The organism is Microtetraspora malaysiensis (genome assembly GCF_050947145.1).
GTDB classification, from domain to species: Bacteria; Actinomycetota; Actinomycetes; order Streptosporangiales; family Streptosporangiaceae; genus Microtetraspora_A; species Microtetraspora_A malaysiensis.
This window is the reverse complement of sequence record NZ_CP191998.1, coordinates 4,604,161-4,621,563: the sequence shown is the minus strand read 5'-3', so window position 1 is coordinate 4,621,563 and position 17,403 is coordinate 4,604,161. Positions and strand designations below refer to the sequence as shown.

18 protein-coding genes and 1 pseudogene are annotated in these 17,403 nt (G+C 69.7%); 9 read left to right on the top strand and 10 right to left on the bottom strand.

Annotated elements, in window-relative coordinates:
- Window positions 1-51 precede the first annotated feature (51 nt).
- From ACQP1V_RS21925 to ACQP1V_RS21915, 3 genes are all read left to right on the top strand, one after another.
- Window positions 52-417, top strand: a complete 366-nt coding sequence (locus ACQP1V_RS21925) for a DsrE family protein (RefSeq protein WP_387418378.1) — start codon at window positions 52-54, stop codon at window positions 415-417.
- A 603-nt stretch (window positions 418-1,020) separates the two neighbouring features.
- Entirely contained in the window at window positions 1,021-1,239 is a 219-nt protein-coding gene (locus tag ACQP1V_RS21920) for a DUF4158 domain-containing protein (protein ID WP_433411192.1), read from the top strand.
- A gap of 246 nt (window positions 1,240-1,485) precedes the next feature.
- Window positions 1,486-1,845: a DUF4158 domain-containing protein gene (locus tag ACQP1V_RS21915; protein ID WP_433425918.1), complete on the top strand. Its 360-nt coding sequence runs from the start codon at window positions 1,486-1,488 to the stop codon at window positions 1,843-1,845.
- On the opposite strand, the pseudogene ACQP1V_RS21910 reads toward ACQP1V_RS21915, so the two are convergent.
- The 10 genes and pseudogenes from ACQP1V_RS21910 to ACQP1V_RS21865 all read right to left on the bottom strand — a co-directional run.
- Window positions 1,763-2,200 (bottom strand): annotated as a pseudogene (locus ACQP1V_RS21910) (cytochrome P450); the annotation flags it as partial. The gene ACQP1V_RS21915 and the pseudogene ACQP1V_RS21910 sit on opposite strands and share 83 nt — an antisense overlap.
- Before the next feature lie 655 nt (window positions 2,201-2,855).
- Window positions 2,856-3,254 carry a hypothetical protein gene (locus ACQP1V_RS21905; protein WP_433411190.1) on the bottom strand — a complete coding sequence of 133 codons (399 nt, stop codon included), beginning with the start codon at window positions 3,252-3,254 and terminating at the stop codon, window positions 2,856-2,858.
- On the bottom strand, window positions 3,251-3,991 hold the full coding sequence (locus ACQP1V_RS21900; RefSeq protein ID WP_433425916.1) for an SDR family oxidoreductase: 741 nt from the start codon (window positions 3,989-3,991) through the stop codon (window positions 3,251-3,253). The genes ACQP1V_RS21905 and ACQP1V_RS21900 overlap by 4 nt, the downstream gene beginning before the upstream one ends.
- Window positions 3,992-4,094: 103 nt before the next feature.
- Complete coding sequence (locus ACQP1V_RS21895; protein ID WP_433411188.1) at window positions 4,095-4,991, bottom strand: RNA polymerase sigma-70 factor; 897 nt, start codon at window positions 4,989-4,991, stop codon at window positions 4,095-4,097.
- 372 nt (window positions 4,992-5,363) lie between these two features.
- Window positions 5,364-6,212, bottom strand: coding sequence for a helix-turn-helix domain-containing protein (locus ACQP1V_RS21890; RefSeq protein WP_433411186.1), 849 nt, complete (start codon window positions 6,210-6,212; stop codon window positions 5,364-5,366).
- Between the two features lie 52 nt (window positions 6,213-6,264).
- Window positions 6,265-7,092, bottom strand: coding sequence for an alpha/beta fold hydrolase (locus ACQP1V_RS21885; protein ID WP_169806712.1), 828 nt, complete (start codon window positions 7,090-7,092; stop codon window positions 6,265-6,267).
- 127 nt (window positions 7,093-7,219) lie between these two features.
- Window positions 7,220-8,935: an ABC transporter ATP-binding protein gene (locus ACQP1V_RS21880; protein WP_433411183.1), complete on the bottom strand. Its 1,716-nt coding sequence runs from the start codon at window positions 8,933-8,935 to the stop codon at window positions 7,220-7,222.
- Window positions 8,932-10,647, bottom strand: coding sequence for an ABC transporter ATP-binding protein (locus tag ACQP1V_RS21875; RefSeq protein WP_433411181.1), 1,716 nt, complete (start codon window positions 10,645-10,647; stop codon window positions 8,932-8,934). Before ACQP1V_RS21875 ends, ACQP1V_RS21880 begins: the two co-directional genes overlap by 4 nt.
- 101 nt (window positions 10,648-10,748) lie before the next feature.
- Complete coding sequence (locus tag ACQP1V_RS21870; protein WP_433411179.1) at window positions 10,749-11,144, bottom strand: cupin; 396 nt, start codon at window positions 11,142-11,144, stop codon at window positions 10,749-10,751.
- Between the two features lie 15 nt (window positions 11,145-11,159).
- A complete protein-coding gene (locus ACQP1V_RS21865; RefSeq protein WP_067137437.1) occupies window positions 11,160-11,348 on the bottom strand; it encodes a hypothetical protein in 189 nt (62 codons plus the stop codon).
- A gap of 401 nt (window positions 11,349-11,749) precedes the next feature.
- Here ACQP1V_RS21865 and ACQP1V_RS21860 point away from each other — a divergent pair, with 401 nt between their 5' ends.
- The 6 genes from ACQP1V_RS21860 (at window position 11,750) to ACQP1V_RS21835 (ending at window position 17,294) form a co-directional block, all read left to right on the top strand.
- Window positions 11,750-12,124: a hypothetical protein gene (locus ACQP1V_RS21860; RefSeq protein WP_433411177.1), complete on the top strand. Its 375-nt coding sequence runs from the start codon at window positions 11,750-11,752 to the stop codon at window positions 12,122-12,124.
- 47 nt (window positions 12,125-12,171) lie between these two features.
- Window positions 12,172-12,720 carry a tyrosine-type recombinase/integrase gene (locus ACQP1V_RS21855; protein ID WP_433411175.1) on the top strand — a complete coding sequence of 183 codons (549 nt, stop codon included), beginning with the start codon at window positions 12,172-12,174 and terminating at the stop codon, window positions 12,718-12,720.
- A 361-nt stretch (window positions 12,721-13,081) separates the two neighbouring features.
- Window positions 13,082-13,423 (top strand): hypothetical protein, encoded by a 342-nt coding sequence (locus ACQP1V_RS21850; protein WP_433411173.1) that lies wholly within the window; start codon window positions 13,082-13,084, stop codon window positions 13,421-13,423.
- A 703-nt stretch (window positions 13,424-14,126) separates the two neighbouring features.
- Window positions 14,127-14,984 carry an NAD(P)H-binding protein gene (locus ACQP1V_RS21845; RefSeq protein WP_433411171.1) on the top strand — a complete coding sequence of 286 codons (858 nt, stop codon included), beginning with the start codon at window positions 14,127-14,129 and terminating at the stop codon, window positions 14,982-14,984.
- A 156-nt stretch (window positions 14,985-15,140) separates the two neighbouring features.
- Window positions 15,141-15,566, top strand: a complete 426-nt coding sequence (locus tag ACQP1V_RS21840) for a tyrosine-type recombinase/integrase (protein ID WP_433411169.1) — start codon at window positions 15,141-15,143, stop codon at window positions 15,564-15,566.
- 552 nt (window positions 15,567-16,118) lie between these two features.
- Window positions 16,119-17,294 carry a hypothetical protein gene (locus tag ACQP1V_RS21835; protein WP_433411167.1) on the top strand — a complete coding sequence of 392 codons (1,176 nt, stop codon included), beginning with the start codon at window positions 16,119-16,121 and terminating at the stop codon, window positions 17,292-17,294.
- The last annotated feature ends 109 nt before the right edge of the window (window positions 17,295-17,403 follow it).

Sequence of the window (17,403 nt, the reverse complement as noted above, 5' to 3'; positions counted from 1 at the left end):
CCCGCTCCCTGAAACCGACACATGCTCTCGACGAAGGACAAGGAGAAGATCATGGCCGGAAAAGCCGTCGTCAGCCTGACCACCGGACTGGAGGACCCTGAGCGGGTCACTGTGGCGTTCCTGGTCGCGCTCGGCGCGGCCGAGCAGGGCCGTCCCACGCTTATGTTCCTTACCAAGGAAGCAACCCGGCTGGCCCTGGGCGGCGTCGCCACCGCAGTCGCATGTGACGGCTGTCCTCCACTGGCCGACCTCGTAGCCCGGTACGCCAAGGCAGGCGGGCGATACTTCGTCTGCCCGATCTGCTTCGAGGCGCGCACGCTCGACAGGCAGCAGCTCATCGAGGGCGCGGAATTGGGCGGGACCATCCCGATGTGGCAGTGGATCGGCGACGAGGGCGCGACCACTTTCAGCTACTGACTGGTTCCCCCGCTGCCGATGCCGACGGCAACGTTGACGGCAACGTCCTCTGCCAGAGGCAAACGCCGGTTGCCATCAAGCGCCCTCCGTCCCCGGATCCCGGATAGGTGGCAGGGCGACTGCCACAGCTGAAAAGCGGAGGGCCGGCAGTTCGACCCTGCCCCTGACCACACTCTCTGAACAGCAAGAGCGCCCTGAACGGATCATCGTTCGGGGCCTTTTGATCTCCATTGACGACAACGTGCCTGTGACTCTTTGCGGCTGATCATTTTGTTGGCCTCGGTCGGTAGTGGCCAGCACCAGTTGTCGCACAGGTCGGTGAACAGCGACGGTCTTTCCCAGAGTGGGGGTCAGCCCACATAAGCCCAAAACCCGCATTGAGATGATCTTGAAGCCTTGAGCGGGTGGGTTGATGAAGCTGTGATCTTCTTCGTCTGTTACGCGCGTGTTCGTCTCGCTACGGTTTGTTTCGTCCGTTGGCGGGTTGAGCCGGGAGGCGCATGCGGTGACGTCGGTCGAGCGGACCGCCTATCGGGTGTTCCCGCGCTTGATGATGACGCGCGAGCTGTACCTCTTCTACTCCCCCTCGCAGGAGGAGATGGCGTGGGCGCGGGAGAGACCGACACCGATGAGCACCTGCTGGCGCTGACGCTCGCGCTGAAGTGTTTTCAGCGGCTGGGCCGTTTCGCCAAGGCCCGTGAAGTGCCGCCCGTGGTGGTGGAGCACGTACGACGGTGCCTGGAGGTGGGCGAGGACGTGGCCCCGGTGTATGCCTCGCCGCGTACGGCGGAGTCACATCGGGTGCTGGTACGGCGCCGGTAGGGGGTGGCGTAGGCGCCGGGCAAGGCTCGCAAGATCGCGGCCAAGGCGATGACCCGGGCGGCGTGGGTGAAGAACCATCCGCCGGATCTGATCAACGTGGCGTTGGAGCGGCTGGCGCAGGCGCGGTTGGAGCTGCCGGCGTGTCCGGGTGCCACCGGAATACGGCAGAAACGGGCCGCGGGTGTGATCACCGGTCGTTAGGATCTGAGGGTTCGCGCTGATTGGTGACGGTTTCCGGGAGTTCGGGTGGCGTCGATCGACCGGACCGCCTACCCGAGGTTCGCGCGGGCGGTGTCCGCTCGGGAGTTGGCGGAGGTGTTCACCCCGTCGCTGGTTGAGGTGGAGTGGGCGCGTGGCAAGACGCAGGACGATCAGCATCTGTTGGCGCTGCTGGTGTGGTTGAAGGCCTACCAACGGCTTGGGTACTTCCCGAAGCTCGCGGACGTCCCGCCGGTGGTGGCCGAGCACATCCGTGGCGTGATCGGGTTGGCAGAGCAGGTTGTGCTGACCGCAGGGCGAGGCGGAGTTCCATGCGTGCCAGTTGCTGGCCGAGGCATTGGTGGATGCCATGCCCGAAGGCGACGTGAGCGCTGGGGCGGCGGGTGACGTCGAAGGTGTCGGGCTCGGCCATCAGTGCCGGGTCACGGTTGGCCGAGGGCAGGGAGACTGCCACCCGTTCGCCCTCGTGGATCATCTGGCCGGCGAGGGTGAGCTCCTCGGTCGCGGTGCGGATGGCGCCGTTGTTGACGATCGACAGGTAGCGCAGCAGCTCCTCGATCGCGCCGTTGACCACCTCGGGCTCCTCCCGCACCAGCGCAAGTTGGTCGGGGTGACGCAGCAGGAGCAGGGCGCCGAGGCCGAGCATGTTGGCTGTGGTTTCATGGCCGGCGATCAGCAGGAGATTGCCGATGCCGATCAGGTCGTCGTCGCTGAGCTCGTCGCCGTGCGCCCGGACCAGCATGCCGAGGATGTCCGCGCCGGGATTCTCGCGCTGGGCGGCCACCAGGCCGCCCATGTAGGTGTGCATCTCAATGGCGTTGGCGAACTGCTCCTCCATTGTCAGGCTGAGGTCGAGCATGGTGTCGCTGTGCCGTTGGAAGTCCGCGCGGTCCTCATACGGGACCCCGAGCAGCTCGCAGATCACCAGTGACGGCAGCGGCAGCGCGAAGGCGGTCATCAGGTCCACCGGACCCCCGGCCTTTTCCATCCGGTCCAGGGCTTCGTCGACGAGCTCGACGAAGCGGGGGCGGAACGCATTGATCCGCCGGACGGTGAACTCGCCGGTCAACAGCCGTCTGATGCGGGTGTGGTCGGGCGGATCCATGGCTACCAGGAAGCCGGCCTGCTCGCCGATCAACTTCCTCAGCTTGGCATCCGGGCGGCTGCTCAGATGCGAGCAGGCCAGCGCTTCGCGGGCGGTGCCGTACCCGGTGACCAGCCGGACGTCGACCAGGTCGCCGGTCGGCAGGAGCGCCTGGGAGGCCGAGACGGGATCGGTTTCACGCAGCCGGGCCATCTCCGGGTCGGGGCTGAACGGGCAGGCCGCGTCCCTGCGGATCGGCAATGGAACGTTTTCGGGCATAGCAAAGACGCCTTTCTGCGGAAGTGTGGAGGAATTACGCCTTTTCGAGCCGGCTGGTGAGCGGAAGCAGCGCCAGCGGGATCACGACGGCTGCCGTGAGTGCGGCCAGCAACGGCACGCGCTCGCCGGGCGTGAGATGGTGCAGCAGCTGGATGTGGATGGCCAGGTGCGGCACGGCGAACACCAGGTACACGGCGAGTGCCGTACGAGCCGTGCTCCGCCGTACGACGAAAACGGCCACGCCCAGCACCACCGACGTGGCCAGGCTCATCGCGCCGTAGTCCATCATCAGATGCGCGTTGTACGGCATGCGCATCCCCACCCACGGAATGTCGAAGAACGAGCGTGGGAACAGCAGTGCCCACACTCCCACAGCGAACTGCGCCACGGCGAGGAAGGCCAGGCCCGCGCGCAGCCAGGTGCGGGCGCTCATGCGGCGAGGAACTGCTCGAAGGTGATGCGTCCGTCGGCGTGCTCAGGGGTGAGATGTCCCCCTTCGCGGTAGCAGCGGATGCCGACCCCGGGCATCGGCACCGACACCACCGGCCAGCGGCTGGAGCGCGAGCGAGCGTACGCGCGGGCCAGATCGGCGGCGGGGCGCACCTCGGGCCCGCCCATGTCCGGCACCCGGCCGGCCGGTGGCGCGCCGGCCAGCGCGGCCAGGCGGGCGGCCACCTCACCGGCGTCGACGGGCTGGAAGCTGACCCCGCTGGGCATCACGATCATCGGCAGCCAGCGCTGGCTCGTGCACATCCAGACGATGAGCTCATGGAACTGGGTCGTCCGCTGAATCGTCCACGGCAGACCCGAGCGTTCCACGAGCTGCTCGCAGGCCAGTTTCGCCCGGTAGTAAGCCAGGTCCACCCGGTCGACGCCGACGATGGACACGTACATCAGATGCGGACGCCCGGCTCGCACCGCCGTCTGGATGAGGTTGCGCGTGCCGGCGATGTCCGCACGGCCGTTACCGGTGGCGCAGTGGACAATCACACCGACGCCGTCGACCGCCTCCTCCAGGCCCTCACCGGTGAGCAGGTCACCGCGGCACGTCTGCTCATGCGATGGCGGCTTGCGGCTCAGCACGCGGACGGCATGACCGGCCGACAGAAGCTGTGGCACGAGCGCGCGGCCGAGCCGGCCGGTACCGCCCGTCACCAGGATCGGGTTCATCACGGTAGAAACCCCCACGGAGAGCGCGATGCCGGGGTGTTGCGGCCTCGCACGGCTGTCAGGTCACCGCCTCACGCCGGGACCCGGCGTTCGCGGTCACCCATTAAGAACCGGATAGGCCTCCGGAATGTGACAACCGGAGCTTGTCGGGGTTGGCGATGATGCGAATCCCACTGATCCGGCCGTCCGACGTCTCCGGCACCAGCACGCCGACCAACTCCTCGCCGACCCGGGCCAGCAGCCCCAGTGCGCCGTTCACCTCCGTAGCCGACAGCCTCACCCCCTGACCGGCGATGTTCAACGAACCCACCAGGTAGCGCGCCACCTGGGAAACGCCGGAGATGGGCCGCCGGGCAGCGCCGACCCTGCCGCCACCGTCCACCCACACGGTCACGTCCTCGGCCAGCACCTTCTCCAATCCCGGCAGGTCCCCCTGCTGCGCGGCTGCCAGGAAGCTCTCCACCAGGTCGCGGCGGCGGGCCTGGTCCAATCCGCGATCGGAGCGACCACGCGCCTCGGTGAGGCGTCGGCGAGCTCGGGTGTACAGCTGCCGGGAGTTCGCCTCGGAGGAGTTGATGACCTCGGCCACCTCCCGATGGCTGTAGTCGAAGGCTTCGCGCAGGACGAACACCGCGCGCTCCACAGGGTTGAGCCTTTCCAGCACCACCAGGAAGGCCAGCGAGACGAATTCCCGCTGCTCGGCGCTTTCCAGCGGGCCCAGAGCGCCGCCCGCGGTCAGCACCGGCTCCGGCAGCCATGAACCGACATAGCTCTCCCGGCGCGCACGCGCGGACGTCAACCGGTTCACACACAGGTTGGTGGCGACCTTGGCCAGCCACGCCCACGGCGACTCGACAGCGCTCGCCTGATGCCAACGCAGGAAGGCGTCCTGGACGACGTCCTCGGCCTCCTCCGCCGAACCCAGCATCCGATAGGCCAACCCGAACAGCTTCGAGCGGTGCCGCTCGAACTCCTCAACCGCATCAACTGTCACGCCCACCAGCCTCTCAGCGCCCCTTGGCGGCCCGGTCGCCTGGAGGCCATGACCGGTGCCGCTCGCCCTGCCGCAGCGATCGGGGAACGCGCGGAGCGAGTCGCGCGGTTACCAACCAGCGCGAACCACCAGATCCTAACGAACGGTGATCAGCCCGCGGCCCGTTTCGTTTTCCGGTGGAACCCCAGGTAGGCGCCAGGCGTCGATGTCGGCCTGGCCACGGCTTGGCAGCTCACGATCGCGCCGGCTCAGCCGGAAGTTCTCGAGATGCGGCCACGACCAGCGAACCTTCCGCGGGGACTTTGACGAAACCGCCCTGACGCGGCGGGTCTCTCCACCTGCGCGGCGCGTGGCAGCCGCATCGTGTAGGCAAGCTGTTCAACGAAGGTCGGGGATGCGTTCGCCATCCTTCGCCGGGCGCTGGGTCGGCGATGAAGCCGGCCACGCGACGTCGTCGACCGCGAGCCACGGCGCGACGGCCAGGGCCATGGGCGTGAGCCCGGCAAACGTCGTGACCTCGCGGTGGAGGTGGGACTGGTCGACGTAGCCGCTCTCGGCGGCAACGCGGGCGGCGGCGTGACCCGCCGCAAGTAGGTGGGCGGCGTGGTCGAAGCGCACCAGCCGGGCGGCGCGTTTGGGGGTGATGCCGAGCTGGGACCGGAAGCGGGACCACAGGCGCTTGCGGCTCCAGCCGACCTCGTCCGCCAGGCCGTCGACCCGCACCCGTCCCCGGCTGGTGAGCGTCCGCCGCCAGGCGTAGGCGACCTGCGGATCGACCGGTGGGTGGGCGCCCAGCCGTCGGCCGAGGATGTCCACCGCGATCGTGAATCGTTCGTCCCACGACGCGGCGGTGCGCAGCCTGTCCTCGGCTCGCTCGGCGTCGCGGCCCCAGACCTCCTTAAGGGCTACCACCGTCCCGCTGAGCTCGGTCGATGCGCCGAACAACGCAGCCGCCGCGACCGGCTCCAGCCGGATCTGGAGGCACTGGCCGGCTCCCCAGCCAGCCGCCCGGAGATCGCCGGGGAGGAGCCCGACGACGACACTGCCGCGCTCGTGCCGGCCATGGGTTTCGTAGACGACGCCTTCTCCCTCGCTCAGATCGACGAGCAGGGTGACGGACGGGTACGCGACCATGGCGATGTCCACCAAGGCCGGGGCACGATGGCGGAACCCGGCCATGCTGACCCCCGGCAGCCGAACCGACGGGCGGGGGACTGCGACGTCCACCCACGCCTGGTCAGGTGGCGTACCGGCCGACAACACACGGCCAGTCTAGGCATCAGGGGATCACCGGTCGTCGGCGGCCCGTCGCCGTGAAGCTCAGCAGCAGTTCGCCGACCGTCTCGGGCGCTTCCAGCATGGGCAGGTGCCCGACGCCGGGCAGCAGCTCGACCCGCGCGTCCGGCACCGCGTCGTACCGGTGCGCCGACGACGGCTCCCAACGGGGGTCGGCAGCGCCGAAGATCACCTGCACGGGGACATCGAGAGCGGCCAGACGCTCGGGCACGCTCCGCTCGGCGATGTAGGCGGTGTTGCGGCGCAGCACCGCCCGCATCACCCGGTAGGTGATGCCCCGTACGTCGGCGACCACGTCGTCCGGGAGGTCCACCGGGCGAACGGCCGTCGCGCTGATCCCCTTGCGGATCATCGCATCCGAACGCCTCGGCCACAGCAGCGGGCCCAACGGCGGGGCCAGCAGGGCCCGCAGGATGAACGGCTGCCGGAGGAGCGCATCCGGACTCGGGCCGCTACTGATCAATGCAAGCGAACCCACGAGGTCGGGACGTTGCTCGGCAAGCGCGGTGGCGACATAGCCGCCGCTGGAGTGCCCGGCCGCGGCGACGTGACGAAGCCCGAGGTCGTCCAGCAGCGCCGCCACCTGGCCCGCCTGCGCGGGCACGTCATACGACGGCGCGGGCGGGGACTGACCGCAACCCGGCAGGTCAACGCGGATGACGTGATGGTGGCCGGCCAGCGCCGGGACCACCGGGCCCCAGAAGCCGCCCGAGGCCCCCGACCCGTGGATGAGCAACAACGGCGGCGCCTGCCGCGGGCCGTCATGGACCACGTGCATCCCATGCGAGTGCTCAATGTCGTATTCACTCATGCGGAGACTATGCACGGGCGGCCGAGCGTCGGTCTTGGACAAATGTTCCCGTGGAGTTGAAGACCGGCGGCCGTGGCCATAACGGCTGTACCGAGGTCCCCAAGTCCGGAACACGGGCCTGGCGGGCTCATTCCCGCGCGGCGGGAGCCATGGAGAGGTTCCAGAAGTCGGCGTAGCGGCCGCCATGGTCGAGCAGGTCGTCGTGGCTGCCTTCCTCCACGATCCGGCCGCCGTCCAGAAAGGCGATGCGGTCGGCGCGTTGGACGGTCCGCATCCGGTGCGCGACCATGACCACCGTCCGGCCGGCCATCAGGTGCTCGATCCCCTCGTGGACGGCTGCCTCGTTGATCGGGTCCAGCGCCGAGGTCACCTCGTCCAGCATGACAATGGGCGCGTTCTTCAGCAGCGCCCGCGCGATCGAGACACGCTGGCGCTCACCACCTGACAGCAGTGTGCCGCCCTCGCCGACATTGGTTTCCCAGCCAGCGGGCAGTCGCTCGATCACCTTGTCCAGCCGCGCCGCGGTCGCCGCCGCCCGCACCTCGGCGACGTCTGCGTCGGGGCGGCCCAGACGTACGTTCTCCTCGATGGTGCCGTCGAAGAGATAGACGTCCTGGAAGACGATGGCGATCCGCGCCATCAACTCTTCGGTGCTGATCGCGCGCACGTCCACGCCTCCCACGCGTACCGCGCCGGCGTCCACGTCGTAGAAGCGTGCCAGTAGCTGCAGCAGTGTGCTCTTGCCCGCGCCGGACGGCCCGACGACCGCGAGCCGCTGTCCCTCAGGGACGGTAAGCGACATCTCGTCGAACACCGTGCGCTGGCCGTGCCGGAAGGTGACGGCGTCGAACTCCAGGCCGTGGTGCGCCGGCTGGATCGGCTCGCGCGGTTCCCGCAGCGGCTCGGTGCGCAGCACAGCCTCGAGTCTGGCCAGCTCCGAACGCGCGCCGCGGAGTTTGCCGCCGATGTCCGACAGCGACAGCAGGGGGTCGGCGCAGCGGGCGGCCAGCACCAGGATCGCCAGGATCTCCGCCGCGCCGATGTTCCCGCCGAGCGCGAGGTGGGTGCCCAGCACCAGCAACGCTGTGAAGATCGCCTGCACGGTGAGCGTCAGTCCCACGGCGCTGGGCAGCGTGGCCAGCACGGTACGGCGGGAGGCACGCTGGACATCCAGCAGCGAGTCATCGAGCAGTTGGAAGCGTTCGCCGGTCCGACCGGCGGCCCGTAGCAGCGGCTGGTCCCGGAGGAATTCGATGACGCGTCCGCCGGCCTCCTGGTCGCGTTCGTGACGCTCGGCGTCGGCGGCGGCCGTCGCGCGTGCCGTCCGGGCCTGGATCGCCGCCACCACGGGTGCGGCGAGCAACGCGGCCAGTCCCATCCGCCAGTTGAAGGCGGTCATCACGGCCACGATGGTCAGGGGCGTGACCAGGGCGGAGATGAACGGTGCCAGCAGATGCGCGGCCACGCCCATGGCTTGCAGGAGGCCGCGGCCGGCCAGGACGGACACCTCGCCGATGCGACCGGCGTTGTACCAGCCGAGGGGGAGGCGGGCCAGGTGCTCGCCAAGCCGGTGATACATGCCGCGCAACATGGTGGTCCCGACCCGCATGCCGGACAAGTCGCTGATATAGCGCAGCACGGCGTAGAGGGCGACCGCGGCCCCGAACGCGACCAGCCAGCGCACGGCGTCCGCGGGCGTGCTGCCGAGCAGCGCCCGCAGCACCGGGACCAGCAGCGCGTAGGACAAACCTTCGACCACCGCGGTGACCGTCATCAGGATCACGGTGCGGCGCATTGCCCAGGCGTACTCGTCCCCGAGCACGCGCAGCAGCATTCGGATCATCGGGGCTCGTCTCCTCGCAGTACGCCACCGTGGGTTTCGATCTCGGCGGATTGGCGGGATCGCCAGAACGCGGCGAATCTCCCGCCTCTTTCCAGCAGGTCAGTGGGCCTGCCGCGTTCGACGATCGCTCCGTCCTCCAGCACCACGACGGTGTCGGCGTCGGCGACCGTCTCCAGCCGGTGGGCGATGACGACGATCGTGCGGTCGCCGCTCAGCGTCGCCAGAGCCCGGCGGACCGCCTGTTCGGTCTGCGGGTCGGCGAAGGAGGTCGCCTCGTCCAGCACCAGAATGGGCGCGTCGGCCAGCAGGGCGCGGGCGATCGAGATCCGCTGCGCCTCGCCTCCGGACAGCTTGGTCTCTTCACCGAGCACCGTGTCATATCCGCGCGGCAACCGGAGGATGCGGTCGTGGATGCCGGCCAACCGGGCGGCGCGGACCACGTCGTCGCGGCTGGCCTGTGGCATCGCCAGCGCGATGTTGTCGGCGACCGAGGCGTGCAGCAGACGGACGTCCTGCAAGACGAAGGACACCCGCCGATACAGCTCCCGGCTGCCGATCGCACGCAGATCGACACCGCCGAGAAGGACCGAGCCGTGAGTGGGGTCGAAGAACCGTGGCAACAGCTGAACCAGCGTGGACTTGCCGCTTCCCGACGGCCCGACGACCGCGGTGACCGTCCCCGGCTCCAGCACCAGGTCAATGCCGCGCAGCACCTCGTGATCGGCGTCATAGGCGAAACGGACGTCACGCAGTTCCACCCGGTGCCCCTGCGGCGGGCGCGGGTGGGCAGGCTCGGGCAGCGGCGGAACGGCGAGCACGTCTTTGATCCGGCCGACCGCGCGGCCGGCGCTCTGCAGATCGTCGAAGCCGTGGCCGAGCGCCGCCACCGGAGCGGTCAGTCCCAGCCCGAGGAGCAGGAACGGCAGCAGATCCGCCGGGGCCAGGCCACCAGACGCGATCAGCGCCGAGCCACCGATCAGCACGACGAGCAGCACGAACGGCGGCGACAGCGCCAGCTGCATCCCGGCGGCGACCGCGGACATGCCGCGCACCCAGCGGGAGAAGATGCTGACGAAGTCGTCGGCGGCCGTCAGGAACGCGCGGTGGGCGCGCTCGCCGCCGCCGAACGCCTTGACCACCGAGATGCCTTGCACGAACTCGACTACGGAACTGGCGATCCGTCCCATGGCCGCGTCGTAAGCCTCCTGCTCGCGCGTCCTGGCGGGCAGCATCAGCAGCGGGACCAGCGCCATCGCCAGCACCACCGGGATCAGCGTGATCAGCGTGAGCCGCCAGTCGACGGTGAACAAGTAGATCAGCGACACCAGGGGCACCACGAACGCGGAGACGAGCTCGCCGGGGGCGTGGGCGATGAACGGGTGCACGGCACTCACGTCCTCGCTCACCACCTTGGCCAGCTCGCCGGTGCGGCGCCGGGAGAACCAGCCGAGCGGGACGTGTCCCAGCGACGCGGCCAGCTGCCGGCGGAACGTCAGTTGCACCCGGCTGTCGAGAAGATGCCCGATTCCCGACGACGCGGCGGTGAACAGCAGCCGGACGAGCAGGCCGGCCGCACCCGCGGTCACGACGGTCCAGACGTGCGTGTGGTCGATCGGGCCGGGCGACAGCAGGGTACGGCCCAGCTCGACGACCGCCAGCAGCGGGGCCAGACCCGCGAGCGCGCCAATGACCTGCAGGAGCGCCACAGCCACGAAACTCCGCAAATGAGGGCGCAACAGCCGAGTCATGCTCGGTCCCGCCGCGGAATCGGCATCGGGTTGCTCAATCGTCTGAGCGAGATCGGTGGTGCTGGTCATCGTTCTCCGGTTTTCGTCGATCTCGTCACGACCCGGCCCGTGGCCGAGCCGATGGTGGATGAGGGGGCGGCGGTGGATGAAGGGGCAGGGTGCGAGCGGGCCGGCCTGGGCTTCCAGGCTCCGGTCCGCATCTCCAGGCGGCTGCCTCGCGGCAGGGTGACGGCCATGATGTTGCTGGGGACGTCCAGCTCGATGTGGTGCCACAGTCCGCGCGAGACGATGGCAGCGGTGCCGGCCACCAGCCTGACCTCTTCCTCCTGCTGTCCCGCCAGCTCGGGACGGAGGTAGAGGAGTATCTTCCCGATGAGGCAGGACACGATCTCCTCGGCCGCGGGGTGGACTTCCCAGCGGTCGGCGTGGACGTCGGCATCGGTCTTCGCGTGGAAGGCCATCAGCTGCCAACTGTCCTAGCCGGAGTCCGTGAATCTTCTCCTGACATTGATCTCGCCGACTTGGCGCAGGTGGATGGAGGACTCGAAGAGATCGATCGGGAAGGACGAGTGCGGGGGCACGTGGGTGCCGTCCTGGCACACGTAGACGTCTCCGTCGTCCAGGGCCAGGATCGAACTCTCCGTGGTGCCGTCAGGAATGGTCATGGGCCCACTGTCGCCGCCGGCGCGCGCCGGCGGATTGGACAAATGTTCCTCTAGCCGCGGCTTGGGGACATCTTCAGGATTCGATACGCGCCCAAGGACGCGATCCCCGCCGCCACCCTGGCCGCCTGCGCCGCCGCCTACGCCCGGTACTGGGCGCGGATGAGCCGCCAGCCCGCGCCCGCCGGGGTTCCGCATCTGCGCGCCTACCAGCGCCTGGCCGCCAAGGGCGCGCTCGCGTGGACGATGTATCGCACCGGCTGGTAGCCCCAAGGGACTATTCCGGGGATAGCTGATCCTGCAGATAATTCCCTATTATCTGTGGCATCGCTGATCACGGCCTGCGGCGACCCGCCGCCGGGCGTACGTGAAGCGGCCCTGTCATCTGTGCCAGGGAGGACGCCGTGCCCACCGTGGCGCACCTGTCGGCGGCGCCGGGGCTGACGGTCCGCGCCGCGGCCGACGCCTTCCTCGACACCTTGCCCAACCCCAACACCGTGCGCGCCTATGCCGCCGGCGTCGGCAAGACCGCGTCCCGGCTCGGCGAGCATCGCCCGCTCGCGGCGGTGGCCGACGATGAGATCGGCGAGGCCCTGGAAGTCTGGTGGGGAGGCGCGGCGGTCAACACATGGAACGCCCGCCGTGCCGCCGTGCTGTCCTGGCTGGCCTGGTGCCGCGAGCGAGGCCACGCCGCCCCGGCCGTACCCGCCTGGGCCAAGCGGCTGGCCGCCCCCGACAGCGAGACCCCGCCCGTTCCAGGACCGCGATCGACCGGCTGATCACCCGCCGCGACGTCGGAGTCCGCGAGAAGACCCTCTACCGCCTGTTGTATGAGACCGCCGCCCGGGCCGAGGAAATCCTCACCCTCAACATCGAGGACCTGGGCCTGACCGCCCGCCAGGCACGGGTCAAGGCCAAGGGCGCCCGCGCCAAGACCCGCCGCCGCGGCCAGGCCCGCGAGGACTTCGTGCTGGAGACCGTCTACTGGGACGCCGGTACCGCCCGATTGCTGCCCCGCCTGCTCAAAGGCCGCACCCGCGGCCCGGTCTTCGTCACCCACCGCCGCCCCGGCCCCGGCAAGGTCGTCAGCCCCCGGGATGTGTGCCCCGACACCGGCCTGGCCCGCCTGTCCTACGGCCAGGCCCGCGCCCTGCTGGACCAGCACACCGCGCTCGACGGCCCCGGCACGGGCTGGGACCTGCACGAATTCCGCCATTCGGCGCTGAGCCATCTGGGCGAGGCGGGCGCGAGCCTGCTGATGCTGATGGCCAAATCCCGGCACAAGAAACCGGAGAACCTGCGCCGCTACTTCAAGCCCTCACCGCAGGCCATCGCCGGGATCACCAGCCTGCTCGCCCCCAGGACCAGCGGCTGACCTGCCCCGGCTCACTCAACCAAGATCGCGATTGTGGGTTTGGGGCTTACCCTGGCCGCACCCGGTGGCCCCCCAGGGTTCGCGCGCCTGCCCCCACCATCACCACGCGCCATGTCTCAGGTCGTCCCAGACCGGCACCAGCCGCCCGTCGCACCTTCACCACATCGAGACCCTAGGCCGCCTCCTCCCAGCACGGGATCCACTCAAGATCATCCCAATGTGGGTTTTGGGCTTATGTGGGCTGACCCCCAGAGTGGGGTTGTACGAGGTTGATCGACCGGGGCGGGCGCTCTAGGTTCTGAGCGTGATTTCCGTGGAGTCGGCTTCGTCGCGATCGCGCCGTTTGGCGCCGGGGATACATATGGGCTGGGCGTTCGTCGTCGCGCTCGCGTCGTGGATCCTGGGATTCTTCGCGTTGTTCCTGGTCACCGGGTTGATCGAGCTCAGGGAGTGCAGGCTCGATCCATATACGGAGCACGAGAGCGGGAAATGCGCTTCGGTGAGCGCGTGGGCATCCGTGATCGCTAACGTCTGGCTGGCCACGCCGCTCGTCTGGGTGGTCGTGATGGTGTTCCTGGGGCTGGCCCGGGGCCGGTGGGTTCGCGCCCGATGGGTCGCCGGTTGGTGCGTTCCCGCCCTTCCGGTCGGCGCCCTGCTGGCGCAGGTCCTCGTCTGCGTGCTCTACGGCCTGCCGCCCGCGTGACCTGCGCCGCCCGCCGTGGTCATCCCGAGGCCGGGTTACCTTCGGATCGAGACGAGGTGTGTTGGGTTCGCATCCCTCGGGGGTGTCGCGTGCTGGTGAAGGGGACCTCCGTCCCGCCCACGGTCGTCAGTCGGCGACGGACCTGCCGCCGCCTCGGTCTGGCGGACCGGGGCGGACAGCGACCGCAGGCGGTTCCCACGTTCACCACATGACCGATCGACGAGGGAGGCGCCCGGCTCATGCACCGGCAGCGTCGCCACGCCTACGCCGCAGACCTTCGGTGTGGCCTCCCCACCGGCGCTGTCGAACGGCTTCGGAGTTGACCATCCAGTGGATGGCCACACGCTGCACGCCGACCCATATCCACCAGGTTGGAGCCGGCACTCCGCTTACGGAGCTTAACGGTGGTTTCTCGCGTGCACCTTCTCGTCTCGCTAGAAGAGCCCACACCACCTGGTAGTTGATCACCGAGGGCGCCCAAGCCCACGCAAGCGCCATCAATCATTACGAGGCCGAACCATTGGGGGTGTGCCGTGCAGAGCTCCGACGACGAGGTGGTGTCTCTCATCGGTTGAGCCTCTGATCGAACGGCCGCAAACGCCCAAGTGGGAACGTTCCATGTGCGAGGTCGGCCGGACCTGTCCTACTGTCCTCGGCAGCGGGCCCGCACCCATCGTTCGTTTCCACAGAGAGAGGTTTCTCCATGACCATCCTCGTGACCGGAGCGACCGGCACCGTGGGCAGGCACGTGGTCGATCGGCTCGTCGCGGCCGGACGGCCCGTGCGGGCGCTCACCCGCAACCCGGAGGCCGCCGGGCTGCCCGACGGCGTCGACGTCGTCAAGGGCGACCTGAACCGTCCGGGCGAGCTGTCGTTCGACGGGGTACAGGGCGTGTTCCTCATCGCGGGCCTTTTCGATCCAGAGCACGCGACCGACCTGGCGCAAGCATTCGTCAGCCGCGCCGTGGCGGCCGGGGCCGCCCGGATCGTGTCCCTGACCAGCTCTGGCGTCACGGGCCGGCGGGCCGGCTTCTACGAGATGCTGCACTCGGTGGAACTGGTCGTCGAGAAGTCCGGGGCGGCCTGGACCCACGTACGGCCCGGCGAGTTCGCCGTCAACAAGCTCGACGTCTGGGGCGAGTCCATCCGGACCGAGAACATGGTCCGCAACGCCTACCCCGACGGCATCGGCGTGCCGATCCACGAGGCCGACATCGCCGACGTCGCGGCGATCGCCCTGCTGGAGGACGGTCACGCGGGCCGGGCGTACGACCTGACCGGGCCGCAGGCGCTCACCCACCGGCAGCAGGCGGAGGCGATCGGCGCCGGGCTCGGCCGTGCGATCGCGTTCGAGGGGCTGACGTACGGGCAGGCTCGCCGGGCCTACATCGAGGGCGGACTTCCGATGGAGGTCGCCGAGTTCATCTTGGGCTACCAGGCCGAGTACGCGGAGGAGCCCCCGGCGGTCTCGCCCACGTTCGAGCAGGTGACCGGAAGGAAGGGCCGGACGCTCGCGCAGTGGGCGGCCGACCACGCCGCTGAGCTGGCCCCGGCCGCCTGACGGCCGACGGCACGAGGCGGGGCGGGGCGGGGCGGCGGGGGTCTCGGCCCCCAACCGCCCGATAGAACCAATCAAGACCGAGTTACACCGGTTGATTGGACAGACCAGCTGTGGACGGATGCCTGGGCCGAGTTCGTCCCGTTCCTGGCCTTCGATGTGGAGATCCTGCCGCTGGCCCCGCCGATCGCCGATGCCCTGGACTGCTACCTGGCTGACCGCGCCGTCCGGGCTGGCGTGGAGCCCGACCGGCTACACGGGCCGCTATTCCTCACCGAGCCTTCCGGCGCCCACCCTGGCGGAAAGCGCCTGGACCGGTGGGCGATCGCCAAGCTGATCCGCCGGATCGCCCGCGCCGCCGGCATCGCCTCCGCTGCCCGGCTCACCCCGCACTCGCTGCGGCACTCCTTCGCCACGCTGTCCCTGGATGCCGGGGCCGCCCTGCGCGACGTGCAGGACGCCATGGGCCACGCCGATCCGCGCACTACCCGGGCCTACGACCGCGCCCGGTACGCGTTGGACCGGCACCCGGCCACCCGTCTGGTCTCCTTCGTCGTCGCCGTCCGCGACGACCACGACCGCTGAGAGTCACGTGACGAAATCCCAAGAGATGACGGAGCGAACCCCATCGCGTGATCGACCGGCACTGACATATCGCGACCAGTTGCAGTGACGATTAGCGACGAACCCCCAGTGGGACGACGACATGGTCAACGGGATGACACCCTGTTCGCCACCTCGATGACAGACCAACAGTGCGTGACCTCTTGATCCACGAATGGAGTGAGGGTCGCATGCGTACCTCGGTGCGGCGGCGTCGTGATCAGGCGAGGGGAGGCAGGTCGTGGACGCATCTTTACCGACACGAACAGAACATTTAGGTGCCGAGTAGGCGGCTAAGCCGCTGACACGCCATGAGGAACCCGCTGACGGCAGTGACGAAACCCCTGACCAACTAGGTGACCACTCTCACAACTTCACTGAGCCAGGACAGCAGGGCCAGGGCGGCCGCACCCGTTCGGGATTACTTGCGGGAATTGACATTCTCCCAAGTGATCGACGGATCGTTCTGCGCAAGGATTCACCTTTTCTGTTTTTGAGTTTCCAGAAATACAGAAATTGCTAGAGTTGGCGCCCATGACGACCCCTCCGGCGGCGACGCCGTGCAAGCACTGCGGCATGCCCATCGAGCAACGGCCAGGGCGGGGGAGACCCCGCGAGTACTGCCCGGAGGGCGACTGCCAGGCCGCCGCCAAGCGCGAGCGCGAGCTGCGCCGGGCGACGCCGGGGCTCGAAGGCTCGCTCGCCCGCGCCGAGGATCTCTACGAGCGCATGGAGAAGGGGCTGGCCGCGGCGATCGCTCCGCTCGCGCACGTCCTGGCCGAGGAGCTGAGCCCCGCCGGAGTGGAGGCCCGGTTGAGCGCGATACAGGCCGAGGCGCACACCCGCGTCGCCATCGCCCGCACCGAGCGGGAGCAGGCGTTCGAGCAGGTACGGCTGGCCCGCGAGGCGACCGAAGAGGCGAAGCGCGAAACCGAGGAAGCTCGCCGCCAGACCGAGGAGGCGCACACGGAGCGCGACGGGGCGTTCGCCGACGCCGAGACCGCCCGGGAGCAGGCGCTCGCCGCGCTGCGCGAGGCCTCGACGACGGAACGGATGGCCAAGCAGGCGGTCGAGGACGCCCGCAAGCGCGCCGACCTCGCCGAGACCGCCCGGGATCAGGCGCTGCACGAGCTCGCCGAGCACACCGAGCGCGCCACCGCCGAGGTACAGCAGGCCCAGGCGGACGCCGTACAGGCACGGCAGGAGAGCGAGCGGGCCAGCACCGACGCCGCGACCGCGAAAGCGGAGGCGGAGATGGCGCGCCGGGCGCATCGAGAGGCCGAGCAGGCGACCGCCGCCGCCATCGCGCGGGCCCAGGCCGCCGAGGCGGAGCGCGACCGGGCCATCACCCGCGCGGACGGGGAGCGGGACCGGGCCGAGGCCGCCGAGTCGGCCCGCGCCCTCGCCGTAGCGGAGACCTCGCGGGCTCAGGCCGAGGCCACGAAGGCCGTCGCCGACGCCCGCGCCGCCCGCGAGGAGTTGGCCACGGCCGCGGAGCGGGCGCGCTCGGACGCGGCGGAGCGCGAGCGGCTCCAGGCCGAGCTGACCCTGGAGCGGGCGCGCCTGCAGGACCTTCGGGCGCAGCTCGACGCGGCGAGGGCGGAGGCGGCCCAGCTCCGCGAGCGCGCGGTCGCGGCCGAGTTCCGGGCGAACCGCCACGACGAGGCGTCCACGGGCGACACCGGACAGGCCCCCCGGCCTACGGCCTGACGCCCCGCCCGGGCAAAAGCCGCCCTCGTGGTCCGAGCAGCGAGGGACGTGGAATCTCGGTGCGTGATCTTGCTGGGGTTGCCGCTACCGCTCGATGGTCCGTCACCGG